The 15,819-nt window shown below is 61.7% G+C and carries 19 protein-coding genes; 12 read left to right on the plus strand and 7 right to left on the minus strand.

From position 1 onward, the window contains the following. The first annotated feature begins 77 nt into the window (after positions 1-77). The 5 genes from EP837_RS02650 (at position 78) to EP837_RS02670 (ending at position 3,658) form a co-directional block, all read left to right on the plus strand. Positions 78-806 carry an SIMPL domain-containing protein gene (locus tag EP837_RS02650; protein ID WP_066524221.1) on the plus strand — a complete coding sequence of 243 codons (729 nt, stop codon included), beginning with the start codon at positions 78-80 and terminating at the stop codon, positions 804-806. A gap of 71 nt (positions 807-877) precedes the next feature. Then, the gene (locus tag EP837_RS02655) at positions 878-1,189 is read left to right on the plus strand and encodes a hypothetical protein (protein ID WP_225870565.1); all 312 of its coding nucleotides are present in this window, start codon (positions 878-880) and stop codon (positions 1,187-1,189) included. A 33-nt stretch (positions 1,190-1,222) separates the two neighbouring features. After that, the gene (locus tag EP837_RS02660; protein WP_066524223.1) at positions 1,223-1,888 is read left to right on the plus strand and encodes a response regulator transcription factor; all 666 of its coding nucleotides are present in this window, start codon (positions 1,223-1,225) and stop codon (positions 1,886-1,888) included. Between the two features lie 112 nt (positions 1,889-2,000). Continuing rightward, entirely contained in the window at positions 2,001-3,305 is a 1,305-nt protein-coding gene (locus EP837_RS02665) for a sensor histidine kinase (RefSeq protein WP_066524224.1), read from the plus strand. Beyond that, a complete protein-coding gene (locus tag EP837_RS02670; RefSeq protein ID WP_066524226.1) occupies positions 3,305-3,658 on the plus strand; it encodes a YbaN family protein in 354 nt (117 codons plus the stop codon). The genes EP837_RS02665 and EP837_RS02670 overlap by 1 nt, the downstream gene beginning before the upstream one ends. An 85-nt stretch (positions 3,659-3,743) precedes the next feature. On the opposite strand, the gene EP837_RS02675 is transcribed toward EP837_RS02670, so the two are convergent. Both EP837_RS02675 and EP837_RS02680 read right to left on the minus strand, forming a co-directional pair. Further along, entirely contained in the window at positions 3,744-4,637 is an 894-nt protein-coding gene (locus tag EP837_RS02675; protein WP_197486299.1) for an SMP-30/gluconolactonase/LRE family protein, read from the minus strand. A 96-nt stretch (positions 4,638-4,733) separates the two neighbouring features. Further along, the gene (locus EP837_RS02680; RefSeq protein ID WP_066524230.1) at positions 4,734-5,957 is read right to left on the minus strand and encodes a polyhydroxyalkanoate depolymerase; all 1,224 of its coding nucleotides are present in this window, start codon (positions 5,955-5,957) and stop codon (positions 4,734-4,736) included. A gap of 125 nt (positions 5,958-6,082) precedes the next feature. Here EP837_RS02680 and EP837_RS02685 point away from each other — a divergent pair, with 125 nt between their 5' ends. After that, a complete protein-coding gene (locus EP837_RS02685) occupies positions 6,083-6,739 on the plus strand; it encodes a glutathione S-transferase (protein WP_066524231.1) in 657 nt (218 codons plus the stop codon). Between the two features lie 16 nt (positions 6,740-6,755). Here EP837_RS02685 and EP837_RS02690 read toward each other — a convergent pair whose 3' ends face one another. The 3 genes from EP837_RS02690 to acnA form a co-directional block, all read right to left on the minus strand. Further along, entirely contained in the window at positions 6,756-7,457 is a 702-nt protein-coding gene (locus EP837_RS02690) for a glutamine amidotransferase (RefSeq protein ID WP_066524232.1), read from the minus strand. Between the two features lie 72 nt (positions 7,458-7,529). After that, positions 7,530-7,787, minus strand: coding sequence for a CBU_0592 family membrane protein (locus EP837_RS02695; protein ID WP_156518370.1), 258 nt, complete (start codon positions 7,785-7,787; stop codon positions 7,530-7,532). Positions 7,788-7,983: 196 nt separating this feature from the next. After that, on the minus strand, positions 7,984-10,653 hold the full coding sequence (gene acnA / locus EP837_RS02700; RefSeq protein ID WP_066524235.1) for an aconitate hydratase AcnA: 2,670 nt from the start codon (positions 10,651-10,653) through the stop codon (positions 7,984-7,986). Positions 10,654-11,059: 406 nt separating this feature from the next. On the opposite strand from acnA, the gene EP837_RS20360 reads away from it, so the two are divergent. Beyond that, entirely contained in the window at positions 11,060-11,323 is a 264-nt protein-coding gene (locus EP837_RS20360; protein WP_082919642.1) for a hypothetical protein, read from the plus strand. Between the two features lie 33 nt (positions 11,324-11,356). Here EP837_RS20360 and EP837_RS02705 read toward each other — a convergent pair whose 3' ends face one another. Both EP837_RS02705 and EP837_RS02710 read right to left on the minus strand, forming a co-directional pair. Further along, positions 11,357-11,560, minus strand: a complete 204-nt coding sequence (locus EP837_RS02705) for a DUF5818 domain-containing protein (protein ID WP_066524237.1) — start codon at positions 11,558-11,560, stop codon at positions 11,357-11,359. Between the two features lie 4 nt (positions 11,561-11,564). Further along, positions 11,565-11,750 carry a DUF1328 domain-containing protein gene (locus EP837_RS02710; RefSeq protein WP_066524240.1) on the minus strand — a complete coding sequence of 62 codons (186 nt, stop codon included), beginning with the start codon at positions 11,748-11,750 and terminating at the stop codon, positions 11,565-11,567. Between the two features lie 291 nt (positions 11,751-12,041). Here EP837_RS02710 and EP837_RS02715 point away from each other — a divergent pair, with 291 nt between their 5' ends. The 5 genes from EP837_RS02715 to EP837_RS02735 are packed head-to-tail and all read left to right on the plus strand — an operon-like array spanning position 12,042 to position 15,788. After that, positions 12,042-12,788, plus strand: a complete 747-nt coding sequence (locus EP837_RS02715; RefSeq protein ID WP_066524242.1) for a DUF4198 domain-containing protein — start codon at positions 12,042-12,044, stop codon at positions 12,786-12,788. A gap of 26 nt (positions 12,789-12,814) precedes the next feature. Beyond that, entirely contained in the window at positions 12,815-13,195 is a 381-nt protein-coding gene (locus tag EP837_RS02720; protein WP_066528560.1) for a hypothetical protein, read from the plus strand. 9 nt (positions 13,196-13,204) lie between these two features. Then, complete coding sequence (locus EP837_RS02725; protein WP_066524244.1) at positions 13,205-13,933, plus strand: HupE/UreJ family protein; 729 nt, start codon at positions 13,205-13,207, stop codon at positions 13,931-13,933. A 1-nt stretch (position 13,934) separates the two neighbouring features. Beyond that, entirely contained in the window at positions 13,935-14,546 is a 612-nt protein-coding gene (locus tag EP837_RS02730) for a hypothetical protein (protein WP_066524245.1), read from the plus strand. Between the two features lie 30 nt (positions 14,547-14,576). Then, complete coding sequence (locus EP837_RS02735; protein ID WP_082919531.1) at positions 14,577-15,788, plus strand: DUF1624 domain-containing protein; 1,212 nt, start codon at positions 14,577-14,579, stop codon at positions 15,786-15,788. Positions 15,789-15,819 lie beyond the last annotated feature (31 nt).

The following is a 15,819-nucleotide window of genomic DNA, read 5'->3' on the forward strand; positions in this document are numbered from 1 at the left end:
GGCTTTCAACGCCCGTCAGCGTCCATTCATCGCAGCCGTTACAAACAGGACGTCTGCTTTCCCAAGGAGATACGTCCATGAAGTCTGCCTTCGCCATGATGGCCCTCGCCGCCGCATCGCTCCCCGCAGCGGCGATCGCGCAGACGAGCGTCACCATCGCCGAAACCGCTCCGGTCGTGACACTGAATGTCACCGAAACGGTGGAAGCCGCTCCGGACCGCGCCGTTGTGGGCACCGGCGTGCAGACGCGCGCGCCCACCGCCACGCAAGCGATGCGCGACAATGCAGCGAAGATGGACCGCCTGATCGCCACGCTCGCCAAGGCAGGCATCGCCAAGAAGGACATCCAGACCAGCGGCATCAATCTCAGCGCCCAATATGACTACAGCAACCGCGAGGGACAGCCTGCCGGGCCACGCTTCATCGGCTATGAAGCGTCGAACCAACTGACCATCAAGCTGCACGACATCAAAAAGGTGGGCCCACTGCTCGATACGCTGGTCGAAGCGGGTGCGACCAATGTGAACGGTCCATCCTTCTCGATCGAAAACCCTGCGCCGATGCTGGCGCAGGCGCGCGCGGCTGCGCTGAAGAGTGCCAAGTCACAGGCGGACTTCTATGCCCAAGCGGCCGGTTACCGTTCGGCCCGCCTGATCTCCATTTCGGAAAGCAATAGCGGGGGCAATCCCCCGATGCCGATGCTCGCCGCCCGGTTCAAGGCGGATGCCGAGCAGGCTACGCCGGTCGAACCCGGGCAGGTCGGATCGTCCGTCACACTAACCGTCCAATATGCGTTGGAGCGCTAATCCCGCTCGGATCGCCGCTTTGACGCCACCATTCACCACCTGTTCAATGCTTCGGCGCTATGGCATGCCCTATGACGATGAAGCATAGCATCCTGATTACCGGTCTGGCCGCCCTCGCCGCGATGGCGGCCACGCCTTCCCAGGCCGAGATCGGGCAGCGCGGTGAACAGGACGCCGCGCGCCGCGCCATGCTCGACGGGCAAACCATGCCCTTCTCCCTCATCAAGCGCCGGGTCGATGCCGCCATGGGCGGGGCAACCTATCTTGGTGCGGAATTCAATCCCTCCTCCAACCGCTATCGCTTGAAATATGTGAAGGACGGTAAGGTGGTTTGGGTTGATGCGGACGGGCGCACAGGCGATATAACCGGCTGGGCGCACTGACGCGCCAGGCAAAACACTAAGAAACGGGGCCATATGCGTCTGCTGATCGTCGAAGATGAACCGAGCCTCGGGCAACAGCTCCGCAATACCTTGGAAGGCGCGGGCTATGCCGTGGACCTCGCAACCGATGGCGAGGACGGTCATTTCCTGGGCACGACCGAAAGCTATGACGCCGTAGTCCTGGACCTGGGCCTGCCCACCATCGACGGGCTGACCGTGCTGGACCGCTGGCGCAAGGAAGGCCGGGGCTTTCCCGTCCTCGTGCTGACCGCGCGAGACAGTTGGTCGGACAAGGTGGCGGGCCTGGATGCCGGCGCCGACGATTATCTGGCGAAGCCGTTCCAGAGCGAGGAGTTGATCGCCCGCCTGCGCGCGCTCATCCGCCGCGCGTCGGGCAACGCTTCGAGCGAACTTACCGCGGGCGACGTGCGGCTGGATACCCGCTCAGGCAAGGTCACGCTGAAGGGCGAGCCGGTAAAGCTGACCGCTCAGGAATATAAGCTGCTGTCCTACCTGCTCCATCATAAGGGCAAGGTGGTCAGCCGCACCGAACTGATCGAACATATATATGATCAGGATTTCGATCGCGATTCCAACACGATTGAAGTCTTCGTGACCCGCATCCGCAAGAAGCTGGGCGCGGATGTCATCACGACGATCCGGGGACTGGGATACAGCCTGGACGAGCCCGGCCGCTGACGACCCGTAATCTCCATTCCACGCGTATGGCTCTGACATAAGCGCCATGGCAAGCCCGTCCGAATCCACCACTCCTCCCCCAGTTCATTCCACGGGGTCGCTGAGCCGACGCATGATCGGGATTGCGGCGCTGTGGATCAGCGTCCTGTTGTTAGGCGGAGGGCTGGCGCTCGACCGGGTCTTGTCCGCGGCGATCACGCGCAATTTCGACGATGGCCTCAATTATGTGCTGACCGCGATGATCGCGTCGGCGGAAATCGGGCCGGATGGCGAAGTGCTGTTCAATCGCCCGCTAGCCGATCAACGCTTCCTGGAACCCAATAGCGGGCTTTATTATCAGATCAGCGCCAAGGGGCATGAGGATTGGCGATCGCGATCCTTGTGGGACCGTGCGCTGCGCGTTCTGCCCGAACATGATGACCGCACTTTTCACGCCTATGACAGCAAGCAGTTTCCCGGCGAAGACCTGCGCATCATGGAGCGGACGATCGTCCTGCCGGGCTCCAACACGCGATGGATGTTCATGGTCGCCGCCGCTCGCGCAGGGCTGGATGACCAGATCAGAGCCCTGCGATCGACACTGACGCAAAGCTTCGCGCTGCTCGCGCTGGGGCTGATCGTGCTGACGACGCTGCAGACCCTCTATGGGCTGCGGCCGTTGCGCCGTGTGCGGAAGGAAATCGTGCGCATGCGCACCGGGGAAAAGAGCCGCGTCACCGAACCCATGCCCGCCGAAGTGCTTCCCATGGTCGAGGAATTGAACGCGCTCCTCGCCCATAATGAGCGCCAGGCTGAAGAAGCGCGGACCCATGCAGGCAATCTGGCCCACGCGCTCAAGACGCCGCTGACGGTCATCATGAATGCCGCGACAGCGCAGGCGGCTGACCTTGGCGAAACGGTCATCCGTGAAGCCACGACGATGCGCCGGCAGGTCGATCACCATCTCGCCCGCGCCCGCGCGGTCGGGCGGCGTGGCGCGGCGCAGAGCCGGGCCGAGGTCTGGGGCAGCCTTCAGGCTGTCGAGCGCGCGGTGCAACGCCTTTACCCCGAGACCCGCATCGACATGGATGGCGACAAGGAGGCCACGGTCCGCGTAGAGCGGCAGGACCTTGACGAGATGCTCGGCAACCTCATCGAAAATGCTGCGAAATATGGCGGCGGCAGCGTGTTCGCGACGGTCAGCCGCGTTAGCGCGATGGTGGAAATTGTGGTGGAGGATGACGGCATGGGCATCCCCCCAGAGGAACGCACGCGCATTTTCGACCGGGGCGTCCGGCTTGACTCGGGGAAGCCCGGCACCGGCCTTGGCCTTGCGATCGTCCGTGATGTCGCGGAAATCTATGGTGGCTCGGTCGGGATGGAGGAAAGTGAAGATCTGGGCGGTCTGCTGGTGCGGCTTCGCCTTCCCGCCGCCTGATGCGGCAGGCGCTCTATCTAACGGGTGGGTTTGTCGCGCTGGCGCTTGGCGCGCTGGGCATCTTCCTGCCGCTGCTGCCCACGGTGCCCTTCATGATATTGGCCGCGTTTTTCTTCGCTCGATCAAGTCCGGCGCTGGAAGCAAGGCTTCTCGATCACCAGCATTTTGGACCGCATATCCGGCGGTGGCGCGAGCGCGGAGCCATCAGCCGCCGGGGTAAGCGCGCGGCCCTCGCGGCCTTCGCCTTCAGCGCACTGCTGGCGCTATTCCTGGCGCCCTTCCCGTGGTTCCTGGCTCCGCTGACTGCCGCGCTGATCGGCGGCACATGGATTTGGACACGGCCGGAAGCGTGAGGATGCGGAGCCATACAACCCGCCATCATGCTGACCTTTCAGCGAATCCGCCACATCGCAGTCTGATTGGCTCGAGCCCTATCGGTCAGAGGCTTCCCATGTTAGCGAGAGAAACTTTTTCCAGCCGTCCCTCAGCCGCGGAGAAAGCGGCGGGCCCCTCGAACTCCGGCACTGTGCAGATGTAGAGCGTGCCCCCATTCGTGCCGCCGATGGCGCAGGCCAGGGCACGGCGGCCTTTGGCGAGAGACACGCAATGCGTCACATCGCCACTAGGCGCTATGCGGATGACGCCGAGACCGGAGTGCACCACCCCGTCGCTATACGCCACAGGGCTCGCGCTCCATACCGCGCCGTGATTGTCCAGGCAGATGCCGTCCGGTATTCCCCCTTGAGGCAGTGCGCCGAACAACCGGCGGTTGGACAGCGCGCCACTGTCCGGATCGATGTCGAAGCATGTGATCCGCATCGCGGTGGATTCCGCCACATAGAGCGTGCGCCCGTCCGGACTGATCGCCATACCGTTGGGCGACATCATATCTGATGCCGCGATCTTAGTGGCGCCGTCAGGCTGAACCAGGATTATGTCGGTCGGATCGGGCATGCCGTGGGCCTCATTGGTCCAGATGTCGAAGCCCGGCTGGCTGACATAGGCACGGCCCCCATGGACGACCATGTCGTTGAGAACGAAACGGCAGAGACCGGTCAGATCCGCATATTCTGTCGCACCTTGAGGTCCGATGCGCAGTAGCTTGCGCTGCTTCGACAGAACGGCCAGCAGGTCGCCGTTCGCGAGAAAGCCGAGGCCACCGACGAAATCATCTGGCTCTTCATGAACGATTTCCGCCTGATCATTCATGCCCAGTCGATATATCCGGCCCGCCGTGATGTCCGAGAAGGTGAGCGCACCATCATGCCAGCGTGGACATTCCGGCAGGTTCAGCCCTTCGACGATTACCGTGGGTTCCGATAACAGGATCATGCCGCCACCCTCTCCTTCGGGATGGCGCCTGTTCATCCGGCGACTATCCGCTCATGACGAACGGCTAACCCACTGGCCGGATCGTGACAATAAGCCTCAGTTCATCGCCAGGATCATATTCCGGACCTGCGGAAAGACTTCCTTTTCCCATTTGCTGCCGGAAAAGACGCCATAATGGCCAGCGCCGATCTGCAGATGGTGGCGCTTGAGATGCGGCCGCAATCCGGTGCACAGCGCATGCGCGGCAGCCGTCTGGCCCACCGCGCAAATGTCATCCTTCTCGCCTTCCACGGTCAACAGCGCAGTCTTGCGGATCGCGCCCGGATTGACCAGCCGGTCACGATGCTTCAGCTCGCCTTTCGCCAGCAGGGTCCGCTGAAACACACGGTCCACGGTCTCCAGGTAAAATTCCGCAGCCATGTCGAGGACCGCGAAATATTCCTGGTAAAAGCTTTTGATCCTGGCCGCCTCCGCGTCGTTGCCGTCGGCGAGCAGTTGATACAGCTCACGATGCTGAGCCCCATGGCGTTCCAGATTCATCGACATGAAGGCCGACAGTTGCAGGAAGCCAGGATAGACTTTCCGCCCCGCGCCGGGATAGCGCAGCGGGACCCTGGTGATCAGATGTTTTTCGAACCAGTCAAGCGGCCGCTCGTTGGACAACTCGTTAACGATCGTGGGCGCGGCTCGCGGATCGATAGGACCGCCCATCAGCGTCATTGATCGCGGCGTCGCCGCGTCGCCATCCTCGGCCATGAGGGCCACGGCCGCGAAGGCCGGCACGCAAGGCTGGCAGACCGACAGCATATGTGCGCCCGGCCCCATTTCCTGAAAGAAGGTGATCACATAATCGACATAGTCGTCAAATCCGAACACTCCGGCTGACGTTGGGACATCGCGCGCATTCTTCCAGTCGGTTATATAGACGTCATGGTCGCGCAGTAGCGTACGCACCGTGCTGCGCAGCAAGGTGGCGAAATGACCGGACATGGGCGCGACGAGCAGGACGCGCGGCTGCTCCGTTTCGACTTCGTCCTTCACGAAATGAAGCAGATTGCCAAAAGGCAGGTCGAGCAGCACTTCTTCCCGCACCGCAACAATGGCGTTGCCGCTGCGGACTTGGTCGATACCGTAGGCGGGCCGCTTGTGGGTCAGCCTGGCGCCCTGGAACACATCCATCAGCGCGAACATGCGCCGGGGCATGGGAAGGTCCGCCATGGGTCCCAATTTGTCCCGGAGCCCCAAAGCTAGCTCTGCACCGAAGCGGGCCGGAGCCAGCATATCTTCCAGAGCTTGATAACCGTTATACAGCATCATCATAATATGAATGGTGCCCCAAAATGTTCCCCCGGCCGATTCGGCCTCTATCGTTCGTTTATACCGCTTTTGCGTATTGCACCGCATCAATGTTTGATGGAAGATAAGTTTAAAGTGGGAGGATCGTCATGGCCGCTGCGGAATTGACCATATCGAGCAAGATATATTCTTCATGGTCGCTCAGAGGTTGGCTGCTATGTCGGCTCGCGGGGCTGCGCGTCGTGGAAAAGATGGTCTCGCTGGAAAATATGGAGAACCGCGCGGAGCTTCTGCTGCTGACCCCGTCAGTGCTGGTGCCCCGCCTGACGCATGAGGGAGCGAGCGTTTGGGACACGCTGGCGATCGCGGAATATCTTCATGAACTTTATCCCAATGTGGGCATGTATCCCCAGGATCGCATAGCGCGCGCCCATTGCCGGTCCGTGTCGGGGGAGATTCACTCCGGTTTCGCCAATTTGCGGTCTGCGCTGCCCATGAACCTGAAGGTGCGTCATGACAAATTCCCGATCTTTTCGGGCGCCAAGCCGGACATTGAACGGGTCGAGGCGATCTGGACCGAATGTCTTGGCACCTATGGCGGCCCCTGGCTGTTCGGCGACAGCCCGACCGTCGCCGATGCGATGTTCGCGCCAGTTGCGCAGCGTTTCCTGACCTACGCAGTGCCGCTGTCTCAAAAGGCCGCCGCTTATTGCAATACGATCAACAGTTGGGACCTGATGCGCGAATGGATCGATGAGGCGCGCAAAGAGCCTGACGAGGTAGAGGAACTCGACATAGAGTTCTAAAATCAGCTGCCGCCGCTCAAGCGTGTAACTGACTCAGCCAACTGCCGATCACGGCCCGGCCCGCCGCAACCGCGCCCGGCCCATGCTCATCATGGTCACGCCGCAGGGCGACACCGCATTGCTGCGCAATGTCCAGGTCGGCCCAGAAATGGGTCAGCCAATCCTCAAAGCGCGGGTCCTCGCCCATCTCAGCATGGAATTGCAGCGCCAGCAGGTTGCGGCCCCGCCGAAACGCCTGATGTTCATAGGCCGATGTGGACGCCAATAACTCAACGCCACGAGGCAGTTCGAACGTATCGCTGTGCCAGTGCAGCACGGGCACGCCCTGCAGATGCCGAAGCGGGGAATCGGCCCCAGCGTCGTTCAGTGTGACCGGCGCGAAGCCCAGTTCCATGGCCTCGCCCGGATATACCCGAGCCCCCAGCGCCGCCGCGATCATCTGACTGCCCAGGCACACGCCCAGCGTGGGCAAGTCCTGCTCCAGCCGCGCGGCGAGCTTTTCGATCTGCACGGGAATCCAGGGATGGATGTCATGTTCATAGACGCCCATCGGCCCGCCCATCATGATCAGTAGATCAGGCGTGCACAGATCGACATGGTCAAATTCCGGGCTCGCCACATCGATCCGCTCGATCTCATAGCCGGCGGCCTCGATCGGCTGGAGAAACCCCGCCGCTCCCTCTCGCGGCACATGTCGGACAATCAATGCTTTTTTCATTGCTGGGCGCTTGCCTAGCCAATGACGGCCGCAATCGCCACCACAGGCTTTCTTGACGGAGCGATAATCCTCCTATCGGCTGTCGGCCGCCCTGTTCCGGCGGATGCGCCAGAGCGCCGCAAAACCGATGGCGCCCCAGATGATGTTCAGCACCATCGACGGGATCGCTCCATGCCACCAAGTATTGAGGACGAAGAAGCTCGCCCCGAGCGCGTTCATCCACTGGAAGGCGGCGGAATTGCCGGACAGACGGCCCATCGAGACCAGGAGATAGGCGCCGAGCACCAGGATCGCGCCGAGCCAACCGACAAGTTCGATGAAGAATGTCACAACAATCCCCCTCTCCCTTCCTCCCTTGGCAGGTCTGCCCCGCTTAGGTGATGGACGAGTATCACTCCTGCCCTTGCGGAAACACCCCTCCGCCAGCTTCGCCGGTTCTCCTCCAGTTGCGGACGAGGAACTTGACGAAAAAAGGCCGCCTCCTGCTGGGAGACGGCCCTTCTTCTTACTTTAATCCGTCAGCCGATCAGGCCGCCAGCTTGCGCAGCACATACTGCAAGATTCCGCCATTCATGAAATATTCCAACTCATTGACGGTATCGATCCGGCAAAGCGCAGTGAAGGTGAAGGTCGAACCGTCGGCCCGCTTGACGAGTACTTCCACATCCTGGCGCGGCTTCAAGCCAGCGACATTCTGGATGGTGAAGCTTTCATCGCCCGTGAAGCCGAACGTGTCTTTGTTCTCGCCATTCTTGAACTGCAGCGGCAGCACGCCCATGCCGACCAGGTTCGAACGATGGATACGCTCGAAGCTTTCGACGATCACGGCGCGGACGCCGAGCAGGTTGGTGCCCTTCGCCGCCCAGTCGCGCGACGAACCGGTGCCATATTCCTTGCCGCCGATGACAACCAGCGCGGTGCCGTCCGCCTTGTGCTTCATCGCGGCGTCATAGATCGGCATGACTTCGCCTTCATAGCGGGTCATGCCGCCTTCGACGCCGTCCAGCATCAGGTTCTTGATGCGGATGTTGGCGAAGGTGCCGCGCATCATAACTTCGTGATGGCCACGGCGCGCGCCGTAGCTGTTGAAGTCGGCCTGCGCGACCTGATGCTCGCTCAGCCACTTGCCCGCGGGCGAGGTCGCCTTGATCGAACCGGCCGGCGAGATGTGGTCGGTCGTGATCGAATCACCGAAGATCGCCAGCGGCTTGGCGTCGAGGATGTCGGTGACGTCCTTCGGGGTCATGGTCAGGCCCTCGAAATAGGGCGGGTTGGCGACATAGGTCGAACCAGCGCGCCACGCATAGGTGTCGGAGCCCGTGACGTCGATCGCCTGCCAATGCGCGTCGCCCTTATAGACATTGGCGTAGCGCGCCTGGAACATCTGACGGTCCATACAGCCCGCCATGGTGGTGGCGACTTCATCATTGGTCGGCCAGATGTCCTTCAGATAGACGTCCTGACCGTCCTTGCCCTGGCCGATCGGGGTGGTGATGAAGTCCTCGATCACCGTGCCCTTAAGAGCATAAGCAACGACCAGCGGCGGCGAGGCCAGGAAGTTGGCGCGAACGTCAGGCGACACGCGGCCTTCAAAGTTGCGGTTGCCCGAGATGACGGCGGCCGCGACCAGGCCGTTGTCATTGATCGCCTTGCTAATCGGCTCAGCCAGCGGACCCGAGTTGCCGATGCAGGTGGTGCAGCCATAGCCGACCAGGTTGAAGCCGATGGCGTCTAGGTGCGACTGAAGCCCAGCCTTTACGAGATAGTCGGTGACGACCTGCGAACCCGGCGCCAGCGAGGTCTTGACCCAGGGCTTGGGCTTCAGGCCCAGCTCGTTCGCCTTCTTGGCGACGAGGCCGGCGGCGACCAGAACGCCGGGGTTCGACGTGTTGGTGCAGCTGGTGATCGCGGCGATGGTGACGTCGCCGTCGCCAATGTCGAAATCCTTGCCTTCGACCGGAACGCGCTGCTGCGCCTTCTTGTAAACCTTTTCCATGTCCGCGTTGAACACGTCATCGACTTCCGGCAGCGCGACGCGGTCCTGCGGACGCTTCGGCCCTGCAAGGCTGGGGACGACGGTGGAAAGGTCCAGTTCCAGCGTGTCAGTGAAGACCGGCTCGACGGCGGGGTCGATCCAGAAGCCCTGCTCCTTGGCATAGGCTTCGACCAGCGCGATATTTTCGTCGGTGCGGCCGGTCAGACGCATATAGTCCAACGTCTTGTCGTCGATGCCGAAGAAGCCGCAGGTCGCGCCATATTCCGGCGCCATGTTGGCGAGCGTTGCGCGGTCGGCGAGCGACAGGCTGGCAAGGCCGGGGCCGAAATATTCGACGAAGCGGCCGACCACGCCCCGAGCGCGCAGCATTTGCGTGCAGGTGAGGACGAGGTCGGTGGCGGTGACGCCTTCCTTCAACACGCCGGTGAACTTGAAGCCGACGACTTCGGGAATGAGCATGGAGACCGGCTGGCCCAGCATCGCCGCCTCAGCCTCGATGCCGCCCACGCCCCAGCCCAAAACACCCAGGCCGTTAATCATGGTGGTGTGGCTGTCGGTGCCGACGCAGGTGTCGGGATAGGCGACGGTCACGCCGTCAGGGCCTTCGCTCGACCAGACGGCTTGCGCGATATTTTCCAGGTTCACCTGATGGCAGATGCCGGTGCCGGGGGGCACGGCGTAGAAATTGGCAAGGCTCTTGGAGCCCCATTTCAGGAAGTCGTAGCGCTCCATATTGCGCTGATATTCGATTTCCACATTCTGCTCGAACGCCTTGGGCGTGCCGAATTCATCAACCATGACCGAGTGGTCGATGACGAGGTGGACGGGGACCTGCGGATTGATCTTGCCGGCGTCAGCACCCAAGGCGTTCATCGCGTCGCGCATGGCGGCAAGATCGACCACGCAGGGAACGCCGGTGAAGTCCTGAAGCAGCACGCGGGCGGGACGATACTGGATCTCGCGCTCGGCCTTGCCCTTGTCATTCTGCCATTCGACGATCGCCTTGATGTCGTCGGTGGTGACGGTCACGCCGTCCTCAAAACGGAGCAGGTTTTCCAGCAGCACCTTCATCGAGAAGGGAAGACGCGAAACGTCGCCCAGCTTGGCGGCGGCCTTCTTCAGCGAATAATAGGCAATGTCCTTGCCCCCGACCGTCAAAGTGTCGCGCGTGCCGAGTGTATCCTGTCCGATGGCGGTCATGAGTCGTGCGTCTCCTCGCATTGCTCCGGCCGGGAGCGGGAAGAAAACGACATTCCGCCATATCTTCGCCGGACAGCGAAAGAAGCAGCCGGCGAGGTGACGGGATGCGCCCCAACCATCGGCCGAAGCGGGTATGTCCCTTGATGCGCGCCGCCATAGCGCCTGCTCGCCTCAAGTCAAATGCGAAGGCGCGAAATGGGACGTTCCGAGAATCTTTCTTATAGACGCGGTCATGAAGGGCGGGATACATTGAGCCGTGGCCGCGTTCTGGCAAGACGGAGCGGGCTACCATGAAATCAAGCGGGTCGCACGCTCTGACGTTAGCCGTTGCATCAACTTGGCGTTGAAATTGTTTTCAAATTTTACGCCCGATGCCCGAGAATATATGTCTGAGGAGGAAGAGACGATGCGCCCAGTTTCGAGCCTCGCGACCGGGAAGTCATTTGACCCGGCCCTAAGGGGATACATCATACATTATCATGTTGGGGAAGCTAATCATTGCCCCAGTTGCGGCCGCAGCCAGTGGATCGTCGGCCGATTAATGGCGGAATGCGCCTATTGCGAAACCGCCTTGCCGCTGGAAAATAATCGCGGCGTTGGCGCGTGCGCCCGCTTCGTGCACACCCACACATCCGTACCGTTCGAACAGGGCGGTCCCGTAACCGCCTGACCTGCTGGTCATCGCTGCCGCAGGGGGGAAGTCTCAGGCGGCGGCGACGCCTTCCACCTCCACCACATCGTCACCCGCGTAGTAGCCCTTTACGCGTACGCGCTTTTCGACATGATCGATGGGCACGCGGAGCAATATCAGGCGGAATGTGCCGCCCAGATCGCGCTGGAGCAGAAACCCGGCCTCGTCGCGCAGCAACCTGCCCGTCTCGTCAACTCCAGCGCCAATCTCGGTCATCGCGTCAATCTATGGCGTTCTTGATCCCTTTTCCAGCCAATAGGCCAAGAACCAGGAAAATCGCGAACAGGGCGATCGCGAGGAAGAACAGAATCTTGGCAATACCTACAAAAGCACCCGCCGCGCCGCCGAAGCCCAAAATGGCCAGCACCGCGGCGATGACGAGAGAAATGATAGCGAACCGGATCATCGAATAATCCTTCTTGTAAAATCAACTATATGTCTGAAACGGCCGACCCGCGGGACAGTTCCTCATTCCCGCGCCCACCTCTCCCACCGTCTTTGGGGCGATTGTAGCGAGGCGAGAGAATGGATTGGATGGCGCTCAGGTGCCATCAACCGACCTGGCAGCAAAGCCCGCCTCTTTCATGACGCTTATTTGACAGAATCTGCTTCACCACCCGCCCAATTCGGCATCAATCGGCATGTCGGAGTCATAGCCTATCCTCAATAGGACATATTGTCTCATGGGAGTGCGCCGATGAAGTTGACTCGCCTGATCACCGCCACTTTGTGCACAGGGACGCTTCTGGCAGCAGCCGCGCCGCTTAGCGCGCACGGCATCTGGTTCGCACAGCGCGCGCGGCAGCTTGCCCTTATCTATGGCGTGGGCGCCGATGATCTCGACGCGGTCAAGCGCCTGCCGCTGATCAAGGCGGTCACCGGCTATGATGCGGATTGGGCTCCGGTCAGCACCCGGTTGCGCGAGGCGGGCGTGATCCCCGTCGTCGATATCGATGAGCCGGTCGCGGCCGTAGCCGCCGTCATGGACTATGGCCTTTGGAGCAAGACTCCGGACGGCGAGTGGCACAATAAGGGCCGCGACGAAGTGCCTACCGCCACACTCGCCGAACATAATTGGAAATATGCGGTCCACCTGAACCAGGTCCCGACCCGCCAGGTGCCGCTGTTCGAAGGCCACACGCTGCAGCTCGTCCCTGTCGGCATCGCCATTCCGCAGAAGGCAGGCGAACCGATCAAGGTTCGCGCTTATTATCAGGGCAAGCCGATGGCGGGCGTGACCGTCATGTCGGACTATGTGAATGATCCCGATGAGGCGGCTCCGGCCAAGACGGCTGCTGACGGCACCGCCACCGTCAAGGTCCGCAATCAGGGCATCAATGTGCTGATGGCGATCTATGTCGGTGCTTCGGACAACAAGGCGAAGGCCGATCACAGCGAATACCGCGCCTCACTCTCCTTCGTCCTGCCGCATCTGCCGGAATGATCCTCATCCATCAGGAGCTTACGCATATGAAGACCGATCTTTTCCGCACCGGCCTCGCCGCCATCGCCCTGGTCGCTGCGCCCACGGCCCTTTACGCCCATGGCAGCATGAAGCCCCAGCATGGCGGCCTCGTGCAGATGACGGGCGAGACCATGTTCGAGCTGGTCACCGGCCCCAAGGGCGTGGACGTCTATCTGAGCGAAGAGGACGAGCCCATTCCCGCCGCCGCCTACACCGCCAAGCTGACGCAGACCGCCGCGGGCAAGAAGACAGAAGCGGCGCTAAAGGCGGCTGGCGGCAACAAGCTTTCCGCCCCCGGCTTCAAAGCGGCCAAGGGCGCGAAGATCGTCATCGCCCTGGTCGACAAGAGCGGCGCGAAGACCTTCGCCACCTTCCAGACCAAGTAAGGCAGGCCAATGCACAGCGCGCCCCTCCCCCCGCTCCTCTCCCCCGGCGTGCGGCGGGCCGCGCTGCTGCTCTTGGGAGTGATGCTGGCGCTCATGAGCTCGACGCTCTGGGCCCATGGCGTCAACGAGAACGACAAGGCGTTCATCGAAGGCGCTTCTGGCGTAAACATCATCCCCTATATGTATCTGGGCGCCAAGCACATGGTCACGGGCTATGACCATCTGCTCTTCCTCGCCGGGGTCATCTTCTTCCTCTACCGCCTCAAGGATGTCGGCGCTTATGTGACCCTGTTCGCCATCGGGCACAGCACCACGCTGCTGCTGGGCGTCATCTTCGACATTCGCGCCAATCCCTTCATCATCGACGCGATCATCGGCCTTTCGGTCGTGTATAAGGCGATCGACAATCTGGACGGCTTCCGCACCTGGTTCGGCTTCTCACCGAACCCCAAGGCAGCGGTGCTGATCTTCGGCTTTTTCCATGGCTTCGGCCTTGCCACCAAGCTGCAGGAACTCACGCTGGCGAAGGATGGGATGATCCCCAACCTCATCAGTTTCAACATCGGCGTCGAGATGGGCCAATTCATGGCGCTCACCATCATCCTGCTGCTGATGAACCTGTGGCGCATGAGCGACAGTTTCCGCCGCAGCGCCATCGTCGCCAATGCCGCGCTGATGACCGCCGGCTTCCTACTCATCGGCTACCAGCTGGCCGGCTACTTCACCCAAGGGGCCTGACATGAATACGCAGACCATTGCCGCGCTCCCGGCGCAGGTTTCTCCCTCTCCCTCGACGCTGGCTAAGGCGACCGGCGGCGCGGTGATTGCCGCCACCGCGATCCTGACGCTGTTCGTGCTACCCGCCGAATATGGGGTCGATCCGACCGGCGTCGGCACCGCGCTCGGCCTCACCGGCATGGTGTCCGGCGAAGCGCAGGAGGCTGTTCCGACAACGCTCGCCGCCCCGGCGGCAGGTTCCATCGCCACGCCGACCAAGGAAAGCATCTTCAAATCCACGCCCTGGCGTCAGGACGAGATGACCATCAGCTTGCCCCCGCACAGCGGCCAGGAAGTGAAGGCTCATATGGGAAAAGGCGACAGCTTCATCTTCACCTGGAAATCCAGCGGCCCGATCAAGGCTGAGATGCACGGCGAAGAACTGAACGCCGCGGACGACGCCTTCACCGACTACTGGAAGGAACTGGAGATCAGCGGCGGCCAGGGCGACTTCACAGCCCCCTTCGGCGGCATCCACGGCTGGTACTTTCGCAACAAGGGCGACACGCCGGTGACGGTCACGGTCAAGACCGTCGGATTCTACAAGGACCTTTACCAGCCCAAGGCTGAGTGAGCGTATAAGGGATAATCAAGGACAGGTGCCATGAGCAGTATTGCGGGCCAAGCGCCCAACATCGGCCTGAGGGCCACAGCATCTCCCATCGACGCGGCGAAAGCACGCACCCGCCTCGTCGCGATCGACGCGCTTCGCGGGCTGGTCATGCTGTTCATGCTGGTCGATCATGTGCGGGAAACGTGGTTCCTGCACCTTCAGGTGACGGACCCGGTGGACGCCAATACCACCGATCCGGGCCTTTTCTTCACCCGTCTGCTCTCAACCTTCTGCGCCCCGACGTTCGTCGCGCTGACGGGCCTTTCCGCGTGGCTTTATGGCCAGTCGCACAGCAAGGGAGAGGTGTCGGAATTTCTGTTGAAGCGCGGCCTGTTCCTGATCTTCCTGGAGTTCACCGTGGTCGGCTATGCTTGGCCGACGCAGGCGCCCGCCTTCCCACCGACGGCCATATGGCTGCAGGTGATCTGGGCGATCGGCATCAGCATGATCGCGCTGGCGGCGCTGCTACACCTGCCGCGTCCCGCGCAGTTTGCGGTGGGCCTGGCGATCGTTTGCCTTCACAATCTGCTCGACCCGATCAAGCTGACGGCGGACCAGCCCGGTTACGCGCTCTGGGCGATCCTGCACCAACGCTCGCTGATCGAGTTTGGCGGAACCGCGATTAAGACCACCTATCCGGTGCTGCCGTGGATCGGCGTCATCCTACTTGGCTATGCCTGCGGTCCCTGGTTCGCGAAGGGCAGCGATCCAGAACGGCGGATCAAGCGCCTAGTCATCACCGGCCTGTCGCTGGTCATCGGCTTCATCGTCATCCGCTATCTCAATGCCTATGGCGACAAGCCCTGGTTCATCGCGGAAACACCGTTGCGCACGGTGATGAGCTTCCTTGCGCTCACCAAATATCCGCCCTCGCTGCTGTTTCTGATGCCGACGGTCGGCACCGGCTGCCTGCTGCTCGCCCTGTTCGAAACCTATCAGGACAGCAAGCTGATGCCGCACCTCGCCCTCCTGGGCGGCGCGCCGATGTTCTACTATGTGCTGCATCTCTACACGCTGAAGGTGATCTACAATATCGCGCTGGTCCTCTACGGCCCGACCAAAGGCACGGTGTTCGGCGTCGATCACCTGCGTTGGGTGTGGATCTGGGTCTTCATCCTGATCCCGGTACTTTATTTCCCGACACGCTGGTTCGCCCAACTAAAACAGCGGCGGAAGGATATTTGGTGGCTTAAGTATCTCTAACGTAACGATCCTGCAAAACTCGGGCCGCCTT

The organism is Sphingobium sp. EP60837 (assembly GCF_001658005.1).
In the GTDB taxonomy this organism is placed as follows: domain Bacteria; phylum Pseudomonadota; class Alphaproteobacteria; order Sphingomonadales; family Sphingomonadaceae; genus Sphingobium; species Sphingobium tyrosinilyticum.

Excerpts from the sequence above, each read along its gene's own strand:
- EP837_RS02690 (WP_066524232.1), bottom strand. The coding sequence starts at position 7,457 with ATGAAAAAAGCATTGATTGTCCGACATGTGCCGCGAGAGGGAGCGGCG.
- EP837_RS02650 (WP_066524221.1), top strand. The coding sequence starts at position 78 with ATGAAGTCTGCCTTCGCCATGATGGCCCTCGCCGCCGCATCGCTCCCC.
- EP837_RS02715 (WP_066524242.1), top strand. The coding sequence starts at position 12,042 with ATGAAGTTGACTCGCCTGATCACCGCCACTTTGTGCACAGGGACGCTT.
- EP837_RS02675 (WP_197486299.1), bottom strand. The coding sequence starts at position 4,637 with ATGATCCTGTTATCGGAACCCACGGTAATCGTCGAAGGGCTGAACCTG.
- EP837_RS20360 (WP_082919642.1), top strand. The coding sequence starts at position 11,060 with ATGCGCCCAGTTTCGAGCCTCGCGACCGGGAAGTCATTTGACCCGGCC.
- EP837_RS02670 (WP_066524226.1), top strand. The coding sequence starts at position 3,305 with ATGCGGCAGGCGCTCTATCTAACGGGTGGGTTTGTCGCGCTGGCGCTT.
- EP837_RS02725 (WP_066524244.1), top strand. The coding sequence starts at position 13,205 with ATGCACAGCGCGCCCCTCCCCCCGCTCCTCTCCCCCGGCGTGCGGCGG.
- EP837_RS02665 (WP_066524224.1), top strand. The coding sequence starts at position 2,001 with ATGATCGGGATTGCGGCGCTGTGGATCAGCGTCCTGTTGTTAGGCGGA.
- EP837_RS02655 (WP_225870565.1), top strand. The coding sequence starts at position 878 with ATGACGATGAAGCATAGCATCCTGATTACCGGTCTGGCCGCCCTCGCC.
- EP837_RS02730 (WP_066524245.1), top strand. The coding sequence starts at position 13,935 with ATGAATACGCAGACCATTGCCGCGCTCCCGGCGCAGGTTTCTCCCTCT.
- EP837_RS02720 (WP_066528560.1), top strand. The coding sequence starts at position 12,815 with ATGAAGACCGATCTTTTCCGCACCGGCCTCGCCGCCATCGCCCTGGTC.
- EP837_RS02660 (WP_066524223.1), top strand. The coding sequence starts at position 1,223 with ATGCGTCTGCTGATCGTCGAAGATGAACCGAGCCTCGGGCAACAGCTC.
- acnA (WP_066524235.1), bottom strand. The coding sequence starts at position 10,653 with ATGACCGCCATCGGACAGGATACACTCGGCACGCGCGACACTTTGACG.
- EP837_RS02735 (WP_082919531.1), top strand. The coding sequence starts at position 14,577 with ATGAGCAGTATTGCGGGCCAAGCGCCCAACATCGGCCTGAGGGCCACA.
- EP837_RS02685 (WP_066524231.1), top strand. The coding sequence starts at position 6,083 with ATGGCCGCTGCGGAATTGACCATATCGAGCAAGATATATTCTTCATGG.
- EP837_RS02710 (WP_066524240.1), bottom strand. The coding sequence starts at position 11,750 with ATGATCCGGTTCGCTATCATTTCTCTCGTCATCGCCGCGGTGCTGGCC.
- EP837_RS02680 (WP_066524230.1), bottom strand. The coding sequence starts at position 5,957 with ATGATGATGCTGTATAACGGTTATCAAGCTCTGGAAGATATGCTGGCT.
- EP837_RS02705 (WP_066524237.1), bottom strand. The coding sequence starts at position 11,560 with ATGACCGAGATTGGCGCTGGAGTTGACGAGACGGGCAGGTTGCTGCGC.